We start from the raw sequence: 17362 nt of genomic DNA on the forward strand, positions 1-17362 counted from the left end.
CGAGGCCGGCGGCACGTGGGCCTCGGTCCCATCACGCCGCCCGCGACGGTCGGCGTGGCGCCACCGCGCGAAGGACCCTCAGAGGGAGGGGATCACGGCGTGCACTCGAGGATGGTCTCCTCGTTCTGGCCGGGGGTGCACGGGATGACCGCCGTCTCGTCCCCCTCGGCGCAGCGGGTCAGGCAGCCATTGCAAATGCGAATCTCGTAGTGGAAGTCGAAGTTGCCCTCGACCTCGATGCCGCCGTTGGTACGTCCGATGGGCCGCAACGCCACCAGCGCGCGTCCGCCCGCGACGGCCGCGACGGCCTCGGGGTAGCTCGGCGGCAAGACCTCGACCGCCCCCGAGCCGGTGCTCGGCGACCCGCTCCCCCCGAAGCTCTCGATGAACACGCTCGTGGGGACGCGGAACGGGTTGGGCAGGCCCAGGTTGAGCGTGTTGCCGCCGAGATCCTCCAAGCGGACGTCGACCCACCGCACGTGCATGTCGGCAGGGTTCGCCGCGTTGGCGCCGACGCGGTCGCGCAGCTGCGACGCGAAGACAGGGAAGATGGTGAGGCTCGGCGTCTGGCTCACGTCGACGATGGCGGAGAGGAGCCTGACGGAGTCGTCCACGACGCACTCGTCCGACAGCCCAGCCACGCCAGTCACGAAGAGCGAGGAGCCATCGGAGGCGCAGCCGGTGAGCACGAGTGTCGAAGTGATGAAGGCGGAGAGCAGAAGGTGGCGCATGGAGTCCTCGCGGAGTCGGGTCGACTGCGCCTTCAGCATACGCCCTCTGCGCAGCATCCCCAAGAAAGCGACAGATCAGGAGCGGCGCACGGCCGCTCGAATGGCGCCCAGCGACAGCGGCACCACCCGCGTGTCCCCAGGGCGTCCTGGGACGACGAAGCGCACCAGCCCACCGGATTTCTTCTTGTCCGAGGCGACGAAGTCCAGCGCCGCGTCGCTCAGTCGGTCGTCCAGGTCGACCGGCAGGCCCAGTGTCCTCAGCAGCTCCGTGAGCCGCGCGACGCTCGTCGCGTCGGTCGTCCCCTGCGCGACGCCAACGCGCAGCGCCGCGATCATGCCGAGCGCGACGGCCTCCCCGTGCCGCAGCCCCACGTAGTCGTGGGCCGCCTCGAGCCCGTGGCCGACCGTGTGCCCCAAGTTGAGCCACATGCGCTTGCCACCCTCGCGCTCGTCCTGCCGCACGACGCGGGCCTTGAGCCGAACGCTCATCTCGATGGCGCGGATGGTCGCTTCGCGCTCACCCACCCGCAGGGCCGCCGCGTCCTCCTCCAGCTGCGCCACGGCCGCCTCGCCGTCGAGCCAGGCGCTCTTCACGACCTCCGCCAGGCCCGAGATGCGCTCGTCGTCTGAGAGGGTCGCGAGGGTGAGCACGTCGCACAGTACGAAGCTGGGCTGGTAGAAGGTGCCGACCAGGTTCTTCCCGCGCGGACGGTTGAAGCCCGTCTTACCGCCCACCGAGCTGTCGACCATGGACAGGAGCGTGGTTGGCACTTGGCCGAGCGCGACCCCACGAAGGAGCGTCGAGGCCGCGAAGCCGGTCAGGTCCCCGACCACCCCGCCGCCCACACCCAGCACGAGCGCGTGACGGTCGACCCCGGCGTCCAGGGCTGCGTCCCAGATGGTCTCGACGGACTGCACGTGCTTGAAGCGCTCGCCGTCTTCCAGGCACACCGAGACACACCGACGCCCGGCCGCCTCGACGCGCTCCGCCACGTCGCGTGGCCAGGGCCGTTGGACGGGGTCGGGCACGTCGTGCACCAAGACCACGTCTCCCTTGGACGCCTCCGTCACCCGCGCGCCGACCCGCTCTCGAACGCCGGCGCCGATCTCGACGCGGTAGGTTCGTTCGCCGAGGGGCACGACGACCATGACGTCTTCGCTGGCCTGCGCCACCTGCAGCGCCGCTTGCTCCGCGGTTGCCAGGCCGGTGTCCACCGTGAGGTGTGCCTCCGCGTAGGCGGACGCGCGAGCCGAGAGCAACCCCTCGAGGCGCTCTCGGCGCTGCTCGGGGCTCAGGCCGGCGAGCAGCGGACGATCCGTGGCGTCCCCCACCCGCTTCAGAAGCTCGTCGGTGTCCGCGCGAAGCGTGACCACCAGACCACGTTCCAGCAGGTCGTGACGCAGCGCGTCTTGGGTGAGCGCGCCGCCGCCGAGCGCCACCACGGCCCCCTCGGACGCCGTCGCGCGTGCGTGCTCGGCCTCCAGCTGCCGGAACGCGGCCTCCCCGCGCTCGGCGAAGATGCGCGTGATGGACGTCCCAGCCGCCGCCTCGATGCGCTGATCGAGATCGATGACCGGGCGACCGAGCTGCTGCCCGAGGGCGCGGGCCACGGTGCTCTTGCCAGCACCCATCGGCCCAGAGAGGTAAATCGTCCGCATCCCTGCTGCGTAGCAGACCGCGCCCGAACGAGCATGGCGCGGCCGCTCGAACCCGAGCGGTCGCGCCATGGCGGAGTGGGACGACGGGACCGGCCGCGGGCCGTCGTCCGCTCTCGAGCGAGCGCTACTGCGGGAGGGACTCCGCCCGGTTCACGATGCGAGGCGTGATGAAGATCAGCAGCTCGTTGCGGTCGTCCCGCACCTGGCGGTTCTGGAACAGCACCCCCAGGACCGGGATGTCGCCGAAGAACGGCACCTGGCGGACGTTGCGGCTGGTGGTGCGTGTGTAGATGCCACCGATGACGGCCGTGTGCCCGTCGGGGATCAGCAGGTCGGTCTCCGCCTCGCGCTTGAGGATGGTCGGATCACCGCGGACGCTGGTGCGGCTGAAGTCCGGCTCGTCACGCGTGACGCGCACGTGCATCGAGACCGAGCCGTCGGCCGTGACGTGTGGGCGCACGTTGAGCTCGAGCTTGGCCTCCTGGAAGGCGGTGTTGACGCCCTGCGCGCTGACGACCGAGTAGGGGATCAGGGTGCCCTGCGCGATGGTGGCCTCGTGGTTGTCGAGGGTCAGGATGCGGGGCGAGCTGATGATGCGCACGGTACCGCGGGCCTCGGCGGCGCTGAGGCGCACGTTGAGGTTGAAGTTGCCGCCGACGCTCCCGAGCGTCATGCCGAGCGCGCCACCGGCGCCGGTTCCGACCGCGGCGGGCAGGTTGACGACGTAGTTGGGCGTCGGGAACACGTTGGAAAACGGGGACAGACCGGCGGTGGGCGTGCCCTGTGCGCTGGTGGCGCCGCCGGCGAGGCCGACGTTGCTGGGGAACACGAGGCCCGTCGGGTTGCCCGTCGCGCTGCTCATGGAGACGTCGCCGCCCCACTGGATGCCGACGTCACGCGAGTATTGGCTGGTGGCCTCGACGATGCGCGCCTCGATCAACACCTGGGGGGTCTGCGTGTCGAGCGAGCGGATGAGCTCCTCCACCGCGTCCAGGTTCTCGTCGATGTCTCGCACGATGAGGATGTTGGTGCGCTCGTCCACCGAGACCGAGCCGCGCTCGCTGAGGAGGTCGGAGACGCGCGGGGCCACGTCCGTTGCGGTCGCGTAGCTGACGGGCACCAGGCGCGTCTCGATCGGCGCCAGCTCGATGTTCTGCCGCTGACGGGCGATGGCGGCGTCGCGCTCCTGCTGGAGCTGCGAGAGCGGGGCGACGCGGATGAGGTTGCCGCGGCGCACCATCCCGAGCCCCTTGGCCTGCAGCACGACGTCCAGCGCCTGATCCCAAGGGACGTTCAAGAGCCGGAGCGTGATCTGACCCTGTACGTTGTCCGCAGCGATGATGTTGACGCCGCCGACCTCGGCCAGCAGCCGGAGGATGTTGTGGATGTCCGCGTCGAGCACGTCCAGGTCGATGCGGCGACCGGAGTACCCCCGACGCCGCGCGCCCGCGACCTGCAGCGGGACGTCGGTCAGGAACGCGGCGGCCTCATCGGTCTCGGCCGTCGACACCTCGACGCCCTCCAGTTCGCTCGCCTCCGTGTCCGTGCCCACCTGGAGATCCGCAGCGTCACGGTAGTCGCGCTCGCGAGCGACGGTACGAGCCCTCGGTCGCTCCGCCACCTGCGGGTCCCCCGAGAAGACCCACAGGATGCGGTTGCCAGCGCGCACGGCGGTGCCGCGTGCGCCCGGGCCACGCACCACACGCACGACCACGTCCTCGCCGCGCTGCTCGACGCGGACGCGCCGGACGAGCCCGGCGGGGTTCCCGCGGGTGTGGTTCGACACGCTGGGATCGAGGACCGCCCCACGCACCTCGAGCACATGCTCGCCGCCGCGCTCGACGACACGAAACGCCGACGCCCGGTCGAACTGCAGGATCACGCGCTCGCGTCCATCGCGTGCTTCCACGGTCACGGCCCCGAGCGTGCTGGCCGGCTCCGCGGCGGCGCCCTCAGTGCGCGGGCGCGGCGCTTCGGGAGCGACGTCGGCCGAGACCGTGTCCGCCCAGAGCGCGGGCAACATCACTGCAAAAAGGGTCGCGGAGAGGGCGCGCATATCAGGACTCCTGAGGTGAGTAGCGAGAGCTTCTATCGAGTTGGCCACTCGTCGCAAAAAAGACGCGAAGCGAAAATCAGTCATGGATGTTGGGCGGAGGGAGACACGCATCATCCACCACTCGGGATGGTGGGGATCGTCGGGATGGCCGGTGTGGCCGTCTCTCCTTGAATCGGCGCGACACCGCCGATGCTCATCAGCATCATCTGGTCTTCGCTGCGCAGCGTCAGCGTGCGCGTGAGGGGCGGTTGGTCTGGCGCCGATGGGTTCTCACGCGTGAGGATGACTTCATTCGGGCGGATGCGGTCGACGCGCCATACCAGCGGCACCGCGATTCCGTCGGCGCCACCCACCTGTACGGCCTCCGGCTGCCCAATGTACTGACGCGGACGGACGGTGTGTCCGAGTCCGCCACGGTCCGCGATCATCGCGCGCGGCCCCACGCCGCCGAGGACGATGCCGAGCACGCGCATCTGGTCGACGGGCGTGTCCGACATGACGCTCTGCACCGTGGGCGCCTCGACCACCTCGATCTCGAAGCGCCGGAACGGGTCGCGCTGCTGAACGTCGATCTCGACGAACGCTTCGTCGGCGTAGGTCACCGTCGGAGGGCCTGCGTCCGGTGTCCCCTCTGGCGTGGCGTCGGGACTGTCGGCGGGCGGCGGGGCAGTCGGGGTGGGCGTCGCGACAGGTCGCGGGGTAGGTGCGGTCCCACCAGACCCGGTCTGGATGGGGTCGTCGCAACCCAGACCGGCGAGCGCGAGCGTCGCGCACAGCGCGCCGGTGGCCAGCGGTCGACGATACGTGAGGTGCCTCATGTTCGCCCTCCTTCACGGCCTTCTCCCTCGGGGGGCGCGTCGGGGTCCGGGCGCTTGTACGTGATGGCGCGCACGGTGATGGTCAGGTCTTGCGTGTCGCCGCGCGGCAGGGTGAGCGAGATGTTCTCCATGCTCACCGCGCGGTCGAGCCGCGACACGCTGTGGAAGAAGCGCGCCAGCTGGTGGTGCGTTCCCGTGAGGCTCAGGGCCACTGGGATGCTGGTGTAGAACTCGCCCGGCTCCTCCGTGCCCGGCTGCACGTTCACCATGCGGATGCCGCACAGCTCGGCCGCACGGTTGATCTCTTCCAGGAACGCGGCCATCTCGGCCTGCTCGGGCAGCACGCGGCGGCTCCGGATGTCCACGGCCTCGCGGGCAGTGAGCTGCTGCTGGATCTGGACGAACTCTTGTTGCCGCTGGAGAGCCGCGTCGCGCTCGCGGGTCTTGTTGCGGTGCGCGGCCTGCGCGGTGTCGATGTCGTCCGTGATCGGCTTGTGCAGAACGAAGAAATAGAGGCCTGAAACGAGCGCGATGATGACGAACAGAATGCCCACCTTGCCCGCGACGGGTACGGTGGCGAACGTCGCCGCTTGTTTGTTGGTAGCCATCTCAGTACCTCACCCGGCAATTCAGGTTGAAGGCGACGACGTCGGCGTCCGCGCTCCCTTGAGTGCGCTCGAGGACGACGTCGGCGAAGAGCTCGGAGAGGGACAGGCGTCGTAGGAACTCGGCCACGTCCTCGTTGGTGCGGGCCTCCCCTGTGATGCGGCACACGCGCTCCGCCTCCGTGAAGCTCTTGAGCCACAGCCGACGCACGTCCCACCCCTCGCGGAAGCCCGCGTAGGGGTTGACCTGGCGCTGTCGCTCCAGCGCCTCGGGGTCGATCGTCGGTCCGCCAGGCACGCTCAGCATCTGCGAGAGCTCCATCATGACGCGCAAGGGCCCAGTACGCGCCCGGTTGAGCTCGGCGACGACCTCCTCGAGCCGGATGCTCCTCGCCAGCTGCGCCTGGAGCTCCTCCAGCCTCGACGTCCGTTGTTGCAGGTCGGCTATCTCGGTGTCGAGCTCGCGGTTGCTGCGCTGGATGGCCTCGAGCTCCCCCTTCTGCTGGAAGTAGAGCAGCGCGAGCAGGATGCCCCATACGAACGCCGCGAGCAGGTAGATGCCAGCCCACAGCGGGCCACCGCCCGATGACTGCGCCGCGGCCTGCTTCTTGGTCTTCGGGAGGAGGTTGATGCGAATCATGACGTGCGCTCCCGTTCCTTGCGCAGCGCAAGACCCATCGCGACGACGGCCTGCGCGGTCCGGCCTTGGAGCGCAACGGGGTCGATGGCCTTCCCCCCCGGCTGCGCCACGAGCAGCGGGTCGAGCAGGCTGACGCGGGCGCGCGAGCGTCGGCCCAGCGCGTCGAGCAGCGCGCGGATGTTCGCGGTGCCCCCCGAGCAGTAGATGTTGGTGATCTCGCGGTCCCCGCTGGTGGCGAGGTAGAAGTCGAGGGACCGCTGGATCTCGCCGGCGAGCTGCTCCACCGACTGATTGATGATGGTGGGCACCTCCTGCGGGACGATGCCGCGTCCATCGCCGCCGCACTTGTAGGCCTCGGCCTCCTCGCGGCTGATGCCCAGCTGCCGCTGGATCTCCTCCGTGATGGCGTTCCCGCCGTTCGCGATGTCACGCGTGAACGCCGTGGTGCCGTCGGCGAGGATGTTCACCGTAGTCAGCGACGCGCCCACGTGGATCAGCACGATGGTGTCGGTCGGCGACGGCGCGCCGTGCGCGCTCTCGTACACGTTCTGGACGGTGAAGGCGTCGAGGTCGACGACCACGGGCTGCAGCCGCGCTTCGATGGCGAGGTTGTAGAGGTCGTTGATCTCTTCCTTCTTCGCGGCCACCAGCAGCACGTCCATCTGCCCCTGGTCCTCGCGGCGCGTGAGCGTCTGGTAGTCGAGGGTGACCTCCGCCAAGTCGAAGGGGATGTGCTGCTCCGCCTCCCACTTGATCTGCTCGGCGAGCTCCGCGGGCGTCATGAGCGGCATCGCGATCTTCTTGATGATCACGCTGTGGCCGCTGGCCCGGAGCGCTACCTTGCGGGACTTCGACCCGTGGAAGAGCTTCTCGAGCCCCTCGACGACGGCGCCGGAGTTGATGATGTGCCCGTCGACGATCGTGTCCGCGGGGAGCGGATGGAAGCCGAACCGGACGAGCTGACGGGGGCCCTTTCCGGCCTCCTTGATTTCACAGACCTTGATGGCCGCGGAACCGATATCCACGCCAACCAGGTTCTTGCCTTCCGATGCCATCGACCCGCATCACTCCTCCTCGCCGAATACTCGAACTCGATCCGCGAGGCTGAGGCCTAGAGCTTCGAGTATTTTCCGCTTGGTATCCACGCGGCACCCGAAACCTTTTTCAACACGATCGATCGTCAACACCGAGAGATTCGCACTGCGCGCCAGCTCTGCCTTGGACATCATCCTTTCGATGCGGATGCGGCGGACCATGTTGGGCTTGCCGCCCTCCGTGGTCTTGCTCCGCTTCTTCTCCACCCGCTCGGCTTTCTCGGTCTTTTCGACCTTGTCCGCCTTGTCCGACCTGTCCGACCTGTCCGCTTTGTCTGCCCGCTCGAGCTTTTCGGCTCTTTCGGGCTTGTCGGCCTTGGGCTCCGAGCCCTTGTCCAGCCCCTTGACCTGCGCGGGCGCCGGAGCGACCGAGGAGGCAAGCACTGAGCTGGATGCCGCCGGCGAAGGGCTCGCCGGAGCAGCCGCACGACGACCACCTGCTCCCTGAGGGAGGGTCGTGTCGTCCGAAGACACCTCGGAGGAACCCGCCGCATGCTCGGCAGGGAGGTTGGCCTCCTGGTTTTGGTCGTCTTCCATCATGGCTCGGGCAGATATCTAGCAGCGGTGTGAACCACCCTGGGCCGATTCACAAGCCACGCTAGATGTGAAACCTAGAATCGTCAAGCAAGTTAGCGTCACTTACCCATAATTTATAGGTAAGTGATGGGTATGGGTGCCCTCTGCCTCGATGGTGTCCGCGGGGCGATCGTGGGGGTCACGATCGTTTCCGCAGCAGCGAGACGCTTTGTGCTCATCTTTCGGATGTCAATGAACGAACAGACTGAGGTCATGCTCGCACCCCCGAACACGCAGGGCAAAAAAACGCACATCCGCGGGACGCGTGGACGCGCGGCACCCGCGCGGTTGCCCCCGTCCGTTCGACGCGTTAGACCCTTCTGGCCGTGCTGCTGGAACCGACCGAGACCTCGCCCCCCCGTGCCCCCCGTCACGCGCCGCGTGCGGAGCCTGTGCGCGGCTGGGCCGTGGCCGGGACGCTCGCAGTCCTGGCGCTTGCGTTCAGCGCCATCGTCGCCGGGACCCTCTCCCTCGCGTCGGCGCAGCGGCAGTACCGAGTGCGCTCGGGCCAGACCTTGGCGGCCATCGCGCAGCGGCATCACGTGTCGGTCTCCAACCTGGCCGGCGCGAACCGGCTCCGCACCACCGCACGCCTGATGGTCGGGCAGATGCTCGTCATCCCCGAAGAGGGAGTGGCCTACGTGGCGGTCGGTCAGACCCTCTCGCACGTGGCGCGCGAGAACAACGTGACCGCCGAACAGCTCGCGCGGGCGAACCGTATCGACGTCGATGCAACGCTGCAACCGGGACAGCGGCTGGTGCTCCCCGGGCACGAACACACGGCGGCGGCGCGGCAACAGTACGGGCGCCCTCGCAACCCGGGCGTGGTCACGTTCTTCCGCTTCTCCAGCCGCGAGACGCTGCGCATCCGCGTGCTCGACAGCCGCGGCCGGCCACGGCGAGCGGCGCGCACCCAGCTCTCGCGTCTCATGCGGGAGCGCCAGTCGGACGCCACCCACGAGGTCGATGAACGCTTGATGCGCTTGCTGGTCCAGGTCAGCGACAACTTCGGCGGCCGCAAGCTCTACATCATCAGCGGCTTCCGAACGGCGGGTGGCTACACGCGGGAGTCCAGCCGCCACACGCAGGGCCGCGCGGTGGACTTCCGCGTCGACCGCGTGGCCAACACGGAGGTGCGTGACTATTGTCGCCAGCTCCCCGACACAGGCGTGGGCTACTACCCGAACAGCAGCTTCGTCCACCTCGACACGCGCTCGGACTCGGCCTACTGGGTCGACTACTCCCGCTCGGGAGAGGCCCCACGGTACCGGCGAGGTGGAGCCGCGAGCGCAGGCGGGGACGACGACGGCGCGGCAGACGCTTCCGAGCCAGACTGAGGCGGTCGAGCCACAGCGAATCGCCCGTGAACGGCTACTCGGGGCAGGGGCGATAGAGGGAGGGGGTCGCCTCACACACGCCATCGACGCAAGCGCGCAGGCTGCCACAGGTGGGCGTGTCCACGGGCGCGCAGTCATCCAGCGTCTCGCACGGGGTTCCGGCTGGCGCGGCAGGCGGGACGAGGTCCTGTGCGCACCCCATGAGCAGCGTGAGCAGCATGAGCAGCGTGCGCAGCATGAGGGCGCAGGTCAGGGGCACCATGGCGCGGCGGGAGAGCACGGGCATCGCTCAGAGGATGCCATGCTCTTTCAGGCGCCGGTAGAATGTCCGACGCGGCATGCCCAGGTCGAGCGCCGCCCGCGCGCGGTTCCACCCGCTGACCTCCAGCGCAACCAGGATCCGCTCCCGCTCGAGGGCCTTCCAGTCCGCCTCCGTGGCGGGCGGCGCGACTGCCGCGCCGAACGGCGGTGCGTCGGCTCCTGCGGCTCCGACGACATCGCCGCGGAGCGCCTGTGAGGGTGGCTCGTCACGCGCGCCGCCCGCGTTGCCCGGTGTGCGCAGGAGCGCCTCGAACAAGGGGGCGTCCAGCACGTCGCCATCCGCGAGCAGGCTGGCGCTGGCCAGCAGGTGCTCGAGCTGCCGCACGTTGCCCGGGAGCTCGGAACGCGCGAGCAGCGAAAGGGCGGCGGGGGAGAGGCGGCGGCGCTCGCCGCCATGCACCTTCCGCAGCCGACCGAGGAGGTGCGCCGTGAGCTGTGGCAGATCCGTCACGCGCTCGCGGAGAGGCGGCACGACGACCTCCACCACCTGCAAACGGTAGAACAGGTCTTCGCGGAACCGCCCCTCAGCCACGCACTCACGGAGTGGTCGACGCGCGGCGCAGACGATGCGCACGTCCACCGTCACGTCGTGGTCCGCACCCAACGGTCGCACGCTTCGCTCCTGGAGAACGCGCAGCAGGTCGACTTGCATCTTCGCAGGCATGTCCTCGAGCTCGTCGAGGAAGAGCGTCCCCCCAGACGCCCGCACGAACACGCCGTCGCGGGCCCGCTCCGCGCCCGTGAACGCGCCGCGAACGTGCCCGAACAGCTCGCTCTCCAGCAGCGACTCGGTGAGCGCGCCGCAGCCCACCGCGATGAAGGGCGCCGTTCGACGGGGTCCGCTCGCGTGCAACGCGCGGGCGAAGAGCTCCTTGCCCGTGCCGCTCTCGCCGCGAAACACCACGGGGAGATCCGTGTCCCGGACGCGGTCCACGAGCGCGAGCGCATGCCGCAACGCGGGACTGCTCCCCACGATGCCGAGCTCTTCGAAACCGTGGCGTGCAGGATCGGCGACACGCGCCAGCGTGCGCCGCGTGTCGGCCAGCTCCGCGCCCTGACGCTCGAGCGCATCCTCGAGCGCGGCCCGGGTCGCCTCGAGCGCGTCCCGGTGGACACGCAGCTCGTCACGTTGCGACTCGAGCGTCCGGAGCGCGTCGTGCGTCTCGAGCGCGACCGCGGCCTGGTCGGCGAACGCCAAGAGCAGGTCCATGTCGTCGGCGTCGAAGCGGGCGCGCCACATGCGGTGCTCCAGGTAGAGGGCTCCAAGCACCCCGGCGCGGCCACGGATGGGCACGCACGCCACGCTCGTGAGCGCGAGGTGATGCACGCTCTCGAACGACCTCAGGCGTGCGTCGTTCTGCGCGTCCACGGTGATGATGGGCCGACCGTCCTGAATGACCGAGAGCGCAATGCTGCGGCTGAACAACGGATCCGACACCGCGTCCGAAGGCACCGGGCTCTGCGCCGAGGCGGCGATGCCGTCTTCTCTCGCGAGCAGCACCATGCCGCGCTCGGCGCCCGTCAGGTCTACCGCTCCGTCCGTGATGCGCTCGAGGAGACGCGGCAGCTCTCGCTCGCGCGCCAAGCGGGTCAGGGTCTGAAAGAGCCTCGCCAACCGCTCTCGGGCGGGGCTGGGGGCGTCAGGAGAGAGCAAGCCCGAACGCGCGCCCGAGGTGGTGGGTCCAAGCCCCGCGAACAACCCAGCGCGGAGTCGGACCGGGAGGGTGAGGCCGAGCTCTTCCAGCCGGCGTACCAAGCGCTCCTCCACGTCCGCCCGTGAGCTCGGGGCCTGTTCACGCGCGAGGACCGCGGCGGCCCTCAACAGCTCGGCGCCGAGGACCCGCTGGGGCAGCGCCTCGGCGCAGGTCACCATGCGGTCGAGCGCGGCCCCCTCCAAGACGTCGAGCCAGGCGGCCAGGGCGTCACGGACGGCACCATGCGGCAATGAGTGGCACACGTCACGCGCTCGGCGCCGATCCCCGACCCGACGTCGTGACAGGCGCACCATCGCCTCGTGCGCCTCGAGCCTGCGCGCCCCGTGGGGGGTGGCGTGGCCACGGCACCAGGCGGCCCCCTGCTCGAGCTGCAAGAGCGCCTCGTCGATGTCCCCCGTGCGTTGCGCCGTGAGGGCTGCGCGAACCCTCGCGTGCACCGTCGGCACACCGACACCACCGACAAACATCGGTAATCCTTCGACAATTTCGTGAGACTCGTTGACGGACCCGAGCCGCAGCAGCCATGTTGCCCGCAGCTCGGAGGTCCCCCGCTCGCGCTCGGGCCCACCCTCCAGCGCATGCAGCCCTTCCCCCAGCCGCCCATCGATCAGGAGGGCCTCGGCCTTCGCCAGACCGCTCCACCGCCCCTCGGCCAACGGTCCCCGAGCCACCAACCAGGCTTCGCTGACGCCTTCGTCCATCGGCCGCAGCCTACACAACTTGGCACAAGTTTGAGCGACATTCGCCATCCTCACACCAACCTTGCGCCATAGTGTGTCACCGTGACCCTCGGCGCCGACGCCGCGTCGCGGCCCAATCCGTGGTACATCGCGGTGCCGATGAGTCGCGCCTCAGCCCAAAAGAACGCCGCCGCGCTGGCGACCGCCATCTTGTGCGCCGGGGTCGGCGCGCTTCTGCTCCTGGCGAGTCGCCCCGGCGACCCCTTGGCGGCCCTCGGTCATCCCGGGTGGTCCTCGCCGCTGCTCGTGCTGGTCGCGCTGGTGCCCGCGATGCTGTGGCTCGAGCTGGCCCCCCAGCGGGTGCACGCCGGCGTGGGCGCCCTCGGGGCGCTCGTCCTCGGATTCGGCACGAGCGCGCTGGCTGCGTACGGAGCTGCGGCCAGCATCCTCCCAGCGATCATCGCGCAGGGGTACCCAGAGCCCGACGCGTGGGCCAGCGCGCAGATGGCGGCTGCGCTGCAGGCGTCGACCGCCTCGGTGGCGACCCTGCTCGCCTGGTACGCCGTGCGACGCGGGCGACGCGCCACCGGGTTCTTCGCCTTCGCGTGGGTCGCGGCCGAAGGGCTCGCGCCGCTGGGCGCGGAGCGGCTCTCCGTCGCCCTCTTCGAGCACCCGAGCTACATCGCGCTCGCGTCCATCGGCGGACCGTCCCTGGTGAGCTTGGTGTGCGCGCTGGTCAACGGCGCTCTGGCCGAGTGCCTCCTGCTGGCGGTCCCGCCACGCCGCCGGCCCTACCTGGTGTTGGCCGCCATCGCGGGCGTTGGCGGCAGCTTGGCCATCCACCAGGTGCGCGTGGAGGCGTTGTCTGCCGTCCGCGCGAGCGCGCCCGACGTCCGACTGCTGGTGGTCCAGCCCGCTCCGACGGAAGCGCCGACCCTGGTCGAGCAGACTCGCGCGGCCCTCGACGACGTGGTCGGGGATCCCATCACTGCGGTCGTGTGGCCCGCGGTGACCTACGACGAGCCCATCGCCTGGGCCGAGCTGGACCTGGCCCCGCGGCTGCCAGCGGGCGTGGACGAACCTTTCCTGGTCGGGACACGCATGGCACGAGATGCGCCGCCCGAGGGCCCGCTCGCACACGCGCTGGTGCTGACGGACGAGGCCCGTCAACGCAGCGCCGTCTATCAGACCACGGTCCTCGCGCCCTTCTTGGACTTTGCGCCGCTCGAGGAGGTGCTGCCAGACGGCGCGCGCGCGCGCATTCACGACGCGGGGCGCCGTCCTGGTCAGCGGGGCGCGATGTTCGAGATCGGCCGTGTGCCCTTCGGCGTCATGGTGGGCTGGGACGACTTCAGCGGACCAGACCTGCGCCGTCAGCTCAGTGACCAGGACCCGGAGTGGTTGTTGAGCGTGGTCGACGACCGCGCGTTCGCCGACACTCCGCTGCCCACCTACCACGAGGCCTGCGCCGTGTTCCGGGCCGTGGAGCAAGGACGCTACGTCCTGCGCGCCGCAGCGCACGGAGGCTCCACCCTGATCGACCCCGTGGGTGCGCGCTCGGGGACGATGCCGCTCGGAGAAGGCGGCGCCGAAGTGTTCGACGTGCCACGCCTACACGCCGCCACGGGCTACCAGGTGGTCGGTAACTTCGCGACGCTGCTGTGCCTGTTGTTCGCCGTGTCGTTGGTGCTCCTGCGCCCACCACGCGCGACCGGGGAAGCCGGCGACGACGCCGCGGCGGAAGGATGACGCCGCCCCTCCTGGAGCCCCCGCCCCTCTCCATCGGGGACCATGTCGCCCTGATCGCGCCCAGCGGAGCATTCGATCGCGCGGCGTTCTTGCGGGGAGTCGCGCGGCTCGAGGCGTTGGGGTATCGGTGTCGCTACGACGAGGGCATCTTCGAGCGCGTTGGCTACTGCGCAGGCGACGACGCGCGGCGCGCCGACGAAGTCGAACGCGCGCTGGCAGACCCCGAGGTACGCTGGCTGGTGGCTGCCCGTGGTGGCTTCGGCGCCACACGCCTCCTACCCCGGCTGTCGGTCGACGCGGTTCGTCGAGCCGGCAAGGGGCTCGTCGGCTTCAGCGACGTGACGGCGCTGCACGCGCTGTGGGCACGCGCTGGTGTGGCGTCGGTCCACGGCACCATGGTGGCGAAGCTCGACGCCCTCCCGCCCGACGCGCTCGCGCGGTGGGCAGGAGCGCTCGCCGGCGCGTCTCCCGCCCCGTTCACGCAGCTCACGCCGCTGGTTCACGGGCACGCGGAGGGCCCGCTGCGCGGCGGCAACCTCGCCGTGCTCGCCGCGCTGGCCGGGACCCCCTACGCGCCGCCGCTCGACGACGCCGTCCTCTTCTTGGAAGACGTCGGCGAGCGCCCCTATCGCGTCGACCGCATGCTCACGACGCTCCGCCAGGCGGGGTGGTTCGCGCGGCTCCGCGGGGTGGTGTTCGGCGCCTTCACCGAAGCTCCGGCGGGCCCCGATGGCGTCGAGACACGGGACGTGCTGCGCGAGCACGCCGAAGCGCTCGGGCTCCCCGCCGCCTGCGACGCGCCCGTGGGCCACGTGAACGACAACCGCGAGCTGTGGCTGGGTCGACGCGTCACGCTGGACGCGACGTCGGGCACCCTGCGCTGGCTCCCCGTCCCCTGAGCCACAGCCCCAAAGCCCCTGTACTTGGGACGCGATTGGCTTAGGATGCGACGAGGCTACGCAACGTGCGGCTACTCGCGAGCGGAAAGACGGCGACAGGACCCCGGGCGTCCAACGAAGACTGCTACGGCATCGAGCTGGAGCTGGGCTTGTTCGTGGTCGCGGACGGCATGGGCGCAGCCGGGGACGCCGCGAGTCGCTTGGCGGTGGACACGGTCTGCGCCCACTTCCGAGAGGCCGGGCGCCGGGACCCGCTGCTGGAGTTCGACGCAGCCATCGCGTCCGCGGCGGCGCGCATCGACGAGGACCGACGCAGCGAGAGCATGGCGGCCACCGTCGCGGCGCTCGCGCTGTTCGGGAACGGTGCCACCGTCGCCCACGTCGGGGACAGCCGCGTCTACCGCCTCCGTCGGCGGCGCATCGAGAGGCTCACACGCGACCACTCCGTCGTGAGCGAGATGGAGCTGACGCTCGGCCGCCCGATCCACCACCGAGCGTCGCACCCCATGGGCACCGTCGTGACGCGCGCCCTGGGCGGCGGTGGTGACGCGCGGCCCGACGTGCGGTTCCTCGACGTGGCGTCGCACGATCGCTTCTTGCTCTGCAGTGACGGCCTCACCGACGCCATCCTCGAGCCCGACCTGCGTCCGTTGCTGGCGCGCGGCACCCCAGACGACGCCAGCGCCTGCCTGGTGGAGCAAGCGCTGCGCAACGGCGCGCGCGACAACGTCACCGTCGTCGTCGTCGACGTGATGGGCCTGTGAACCCGGTCAGTTCGGGATGAGCTCGTGCATGCCGAGCCCGCGCAGGTCGCTCGTCACGAGTCGTGTGAGTTGATCGTTCCAGTATTCGATCGCGACGCGGTCGGTATCCGCCTCCATGTGCGGATTCCCGACCCCGCTCTCGTCGGTGAGGTACGTGTAGGGAGCGCCCGTCACGGTCGCCATCGCGCGGAAGAGGAACTCCACCTCGCGGTCTGCTCCGCTGGCGGCAACGGGCAGCAGCCGGATACCGCGCCGAGACGCCTCTCGCATGGCCTGCACGTAGGTGAACGACGTCTGATAGCTCTGCGGCGGCGCGTCGGCGATGACGACCAAGACCCGCACCGCGTCTCCCTCGCTCCAGGTCTGGCGCCCGAACGCTGCCGCGAGCCCCGCGTTCATGTCCTCTGGATAGTCCCCGCCACCATCCGCGCGGATGCCCAGCATGGTGCGCGCGAAGCCCTGGATGTCGGACGTGAAGCGGATCTCCTGCAGCGGCTCGCGATCCGTGCGATCACGGTAGAACGTCGCACCGACGCGAATGGCCACCTCGGGGGACGACGCGTGGATGCGCCCGACGATGTCCGCCACCTCGCTGTTCACGTAGCGTAGCTCGTCCTCCATGCTGCCCGTGACGTCGATCAGGAAGGCGAGGTCGAGGCGCTGGGGGGCGCGCGCGGAGACCCCCTGCATGCGGAAGACCACGTCTTGCCCGTCACCGGCCGCGGGGATGCGCGCGGCCACCTGCGCCTGCACGCCGTTGGCCGAGACCGTAGCCTGCACGTCACTGCCGACGTCACCGAGCACCCCGGGAAAGTAGTCCCAGTAGCCGTCGGCCATCGTCGTCCCGCCGACGCGACCGCGCTGCCCGCCCAGCGTGACCTCCGCGCCGCGGAAGGGGCGGCCCTGCGCATCGACCACGCGGAAGCGCACGCGTCGCGACACGTCGAAGCCAGCCCGCTGGGCCTCGAACGGCCGTCGTCCAACGTACTCGAGGTAGTTGCCGCGCCGATCGCTGTCACCCACGGTCGCCGCCGTGAGCACCCGCGCCTGCGGCGCCACCTGCTGCTGTACGACGGGCGGGGGCTCGGGGGCGACGACGGTCTCCTCGAGGGTGACGGTCACGCTCACGTCGATGTCTGCCGCCCCGCCTCCGTGGGGTGGCGGTGGGGCCATGCGCGCCTCGGCCTCGGTCGCGGGCCGGCTGCTCTCGGCGCCGCGCGTGCGGCTGGGCACGGGGCTGGGCGCAGCGCTGGGCACATCCGCGGGGAGCCCCCCGGTGCCGTCGGCCCAGCCATTGCTGAGGCTGTCGCCGCGCCCGCCGGCGCGCCCAGGCGCGCCATGGCCTTCCGACTCGCCCCCAGCGCCCGTGGGGGCAGCGGCGCCGTCGCTGGCGCCCCAGGCGCCGTCGGACGTGGAGGCGTACTCCACGCTGGCCGGCGAGTGAGCTCCTCCCGTCTCTGGCGCGGACTCGTACGAAGAGCCGGACGCGCCGCAGCCCGAGAGGGAGAGCACGAGGGCGAGGCGCAGAGGCAGACGGCGCGCACGAGAATGGGGCAGACGGGACATGACGGAGCTCCTGGGGTGATGGCCGCAACGGACCGGGGTGGGACCCAGGGGGCGTCGGCCACCTTGGGTTGCGCTCTCGAAACGTCCCGCGCCGCGGTGCCCTTACACCGACCGCAGCCATTCGTGCTGCCAGAACGTCGCGCGGCGTGTAA

The 17362-nt window shown here is 70.4% G+C and carries 15 protein-coding genes; 4 read left to right on the forward strand and 11 right to left on the reverse strand.

Features of this window, described 5'->3' with window-relative positions:
- Positions 1–92 precede the first annotated feature (92 nt).
- The 8 genes from H6726_05320 to H6726_05355 all read right to left on the reverse strand — a co-directional run bounded on the left by H6726_05320 (position 93) and on the right by H6726_05355 (position 7765).
- The gene (locus H6726_05320; protein ID MCB9657054.1) at positions 93–731 is read right to left on the reverse strand and encodes a hypothetical protein; all 639 of its coding nucleotides are present in this window, start codon (positions 729–731) and stop codon (positions 93–95) included.
- 75 nt (positions 732–806) lie between these two features.
- Positions 807–2390, reverse strand: a complete 1584-nt coding sequence (aroB, locus tag H6726_05325) for a 3-dehydroquinate synthase (protein ID MCB9657055.1) — start codon at positions 2388–2390, stop codon at positions 807–809.
- A gap of 124 nt (positions 2391–2514) precedes the next feature.
- Positions 2515–4560 carry a type IV pilus secretin PilQ gene (pilQ, locus tag H6726_05330; GenBank protein ID MCB9657056.1) on the reverse strand — a complete coding sequence of 682 codons (2046 nt, stop codon included), beginning with the start codon at positions 4558–4560 and terminating at the stop codon, positions 2515–2517.
- Positions 4557–5264 carry a hypothetical protein gene (locus H6726_05335; GenBank protein ID MCB9657057.1) on the reverse strand — a complete coding sequence of 236 codons (708 nt, stop codon included), beginning with the start codon at positions 5262–5264 and terminating at the stop codon, positions 4557–4559. Before H6726_05335 ends, pilQ begins: the two co-directional genes overlap by 4 nt.
- Complete coding sequence (pilO, locus tag H6726_05340; protein MCB9657058.1) at positions 5261–5872, reverse strand: type 4a pilus biogenesis protein PilO; 612 nt, start codon at positions 5870–5872, stop codon at positions 5261–5263. The genes H6726_05335 and pilO overlap by 4 nt, the downstream gene beginning before the upstream one ends.
- A gap of 1 nt (position 5873) precedes the next feature.
- Positions 5874–6509, reverse strand: coding sequence for a PilN domain-containing protein (locus tag H6726_05345; protein MCB9657059.1), 636 nt, complete (start codon positions 6507–6509; stop codon positions 5874–5876).
- The gene (pilM, locus tag H6726_05350) at positions 6506–7564 is read right to left on the reverse strand and encodes a type IV pilus assembly protein PilM (protein MCB9657060.1); all 1059 of its coding nucleotides are present in this window, start codon (positions 7562–7564) and stop codon (positions 6506–6508) included. The genes H6726_05345 and pilM overlap by 4 nt, the downstream gene beginning before the upstream one ends.
- 9 nt (positions 7565–7573) lie before the next feature.
- The gene (locus H6726_05355; GenBank protein MCB9657061.1) at positions 7574–7765 is read right to left on the reverse strand and encodes a helix-turn-helix transcriptional regulator; all 192 of its coding nucleotides are present in this window, start codon (positions 7763–7765) and stop codon (positions 7574–7576) included.
- A 740-nt stretch (positions 7766–8505) separates the two neighbouring features.
- Between H6726_05355 and H6726_05360 the strand changes: the two genes are divergently transcribed.
- Positions 8506–9516, forward strand: coding sequence for a LysM peptidoglycan-binding domain-containing protein (locus H6726_05360; protein MCB9657062.1), 1011 nt, complete (start codon positions 8506–8508; stop codon positions 9514–9516).
- A gap of 34 nt (positions 9517–9550) precedes the next feature.
- On the opposite strand, the gene H6726_05365 is transcribed toward H6726_05360, so the two are convergent.
- Positions 9551–9802, reverse strand: a complete 252-nt coding sequence (locus H6726_05365) for a hypothetical protein (protein MCB9657063.1) — start codon at positions 9800–9802, stop codon at positions 9551–9553.
- 3 nt (positions 9803–9805) lie between these two features.
- Positions 9806–12253 carry a sigma-54-dependent Fis family transcriptional regulator gene (locus tag H6726_05370; GenBank protein MCB9657064.1) on the reverse strand — a complete coding sequence of 816 codons (2448 nt, stop codon included), beginning with the start codon at positions 12251–12253 and terminating at the stop codon, positions 9806–9808.
- Between the two features lie 138 nt (positions 12254–12391).
- Here H6726_05370 and H6726_05375 point away from each other — a divergent pair, with 138 nt between their 5' ends.
- The 3 genes from H6726_05375 to H6726_05385 all read left to right on the forward strand — a co-directional run bounded on the left by H6726_05375 (position 12392) and on the right by H6726_05385 (position 15644).
- On the forward strand, positions 12392–13981 hold the full coding sequence (locus H6726_05375; protein MCB9657065.1) for a hypothetical protein: 1590 nt from the start codon (positions 12392–12394) through the stop codon (positions 13979–13981).
- On the forward strand, positions 13978–14880 hold the full coding sequence (locus tag H6726_05380; GenBank protein ID MCB9657066.1) for an LD-carboxypeptidase: 903 nt from the start codon (positions 13978–13980) through the stop codon (positions 14878–14880). Before H6726_05375 ends, H6726_05380 begins: the two co-directional genes overlap by 4 nt.
- 65 nt (positions 14881–14945) lie before the next feature.
- Positions 14946–15644 carry a serine/threonine-protein phosphatase gene (locus tag H6726_05385; protein MCB9657067.1) on the forward strand — a complete coding sequence of 233 codons (699 nt, stop codon included), beginning with the start codon at positions 14946–14948 and terminating at the stop codon, positions 15642–15644.
- A gap of 6 nt (positions 15645–15650) precedes the next feature.
- Here the strand turns inward: H6726_05385 and H6726_05390 are convergent, their stop codons facing one another.
- On the reverse strand, positions 15651–17210 hold the full coding sequence (locus H6726_05390) for a VWA domain-containing protein (protein ID MCB9657068.1): 1560 nt from the start codon (positions 17208–17210) through the stop codon (positions 15651–15653).
- Positions 17211–17362: the final 152 nt, after the last annotated feature.

It is taken from the genome of Sandaracinaceae bacterium (assembly GCA_020633055.1).
GTDB lineage: Bacteria > Myxococcota_A > Polyangia > Polyangiales > Houyiibacteriaceae > JADJJE01.

Bases quoted from the DNA above. Each gene is read 5' to 3' on its own strand.
- H6726_05320 (MCB9657054.1), bottom strand. From the start codon at position 731: ATGCGCCACCTTCTGCTCTCCGCCTTCATCACTTCGACACTCGTGCTC.
- aroB (MCB9657055.1), bottom strand. From the start codon at position 2,390: ATGCGGACGATTTACCTCTCTGGGCCGATGGGTGCTGGCAAGAGCACC.
- pilQ (MCB9657056.1), bottom strand. From the start codon at position 4,560: ATGATGCGTGTCTCCCTCCGCCCAACATCCATGACTGATTTTCGCTTC.
- H6726_05335 (MCB9657057.1), bottom strand. From the start codon at position 5,264: ATGAGGCACCTCACGTATCGTCGACCGCTGGCCACCGGCGCGCTGTGC.
- pilO (MCB9657058.1), bottom strand. From the start codon at position 5,872: ATGGCTACCAACAAACAAGCGGCGACGTTCGCCACCGTACCCGTCGCG.
- H6726_05345 (MCB9657059.1), bottom strand. From the start codon at position 6,509: ATGATTCGCATCAACCTCCTCCCGAAGACCAAGAAGCAGGCCGCGGCG.
- pilM (MCB9657060.1), bottom strand. From the start codon at position 7,564: ATGGCATCGGAAGGCAAGAACCTGGTTGGCGTGGATATCGGTTCCGCG.
- H6726_05355 (MCB9657061.1), bottom strand. From the start codon at position 7,765: ATGGTCCGCCGCATCCGCATCGAAAGGATGATGTCCAAGGCAGAGCTG.
- H6726_05365 (MCB9657063.1), bottom strand. From the start codon at position 9,802: ATGCCCGTGCTCTCCCGCCGCGCCATGGTGCCCCTGACCTGCGCCCTC.
- H6726_05370 (MCB9657064.1), bottom strand. From the start codon at position 12,253: ATGGACGAAGGCGTCAGCGAAGCCTGGTTGGTGGCTCGGGGACCGTTG.
- H6726_05375 (MCB9657065.1), top strand. From the start codon at position 12,392: ATGAGTCGCGCCTCAGCCCAAAAGAACGCCGCCGCGCTGGCGACCGCC.
- H6726_05380 (MCB9657066.1), top strand. From the start codon at position 13,978: ATGACGCCGCCCCTCCTGGAGCCCCCGCCCCTCTCCATCGGGGACCAT.
- H6726_05390 (MCB9657068.1), bottom strand. From the start codon at position 17,210: ATGTCCCGTCTGCCCCATTCTCGTGCGCGCCGTCTGCCTCTGCGCCTC.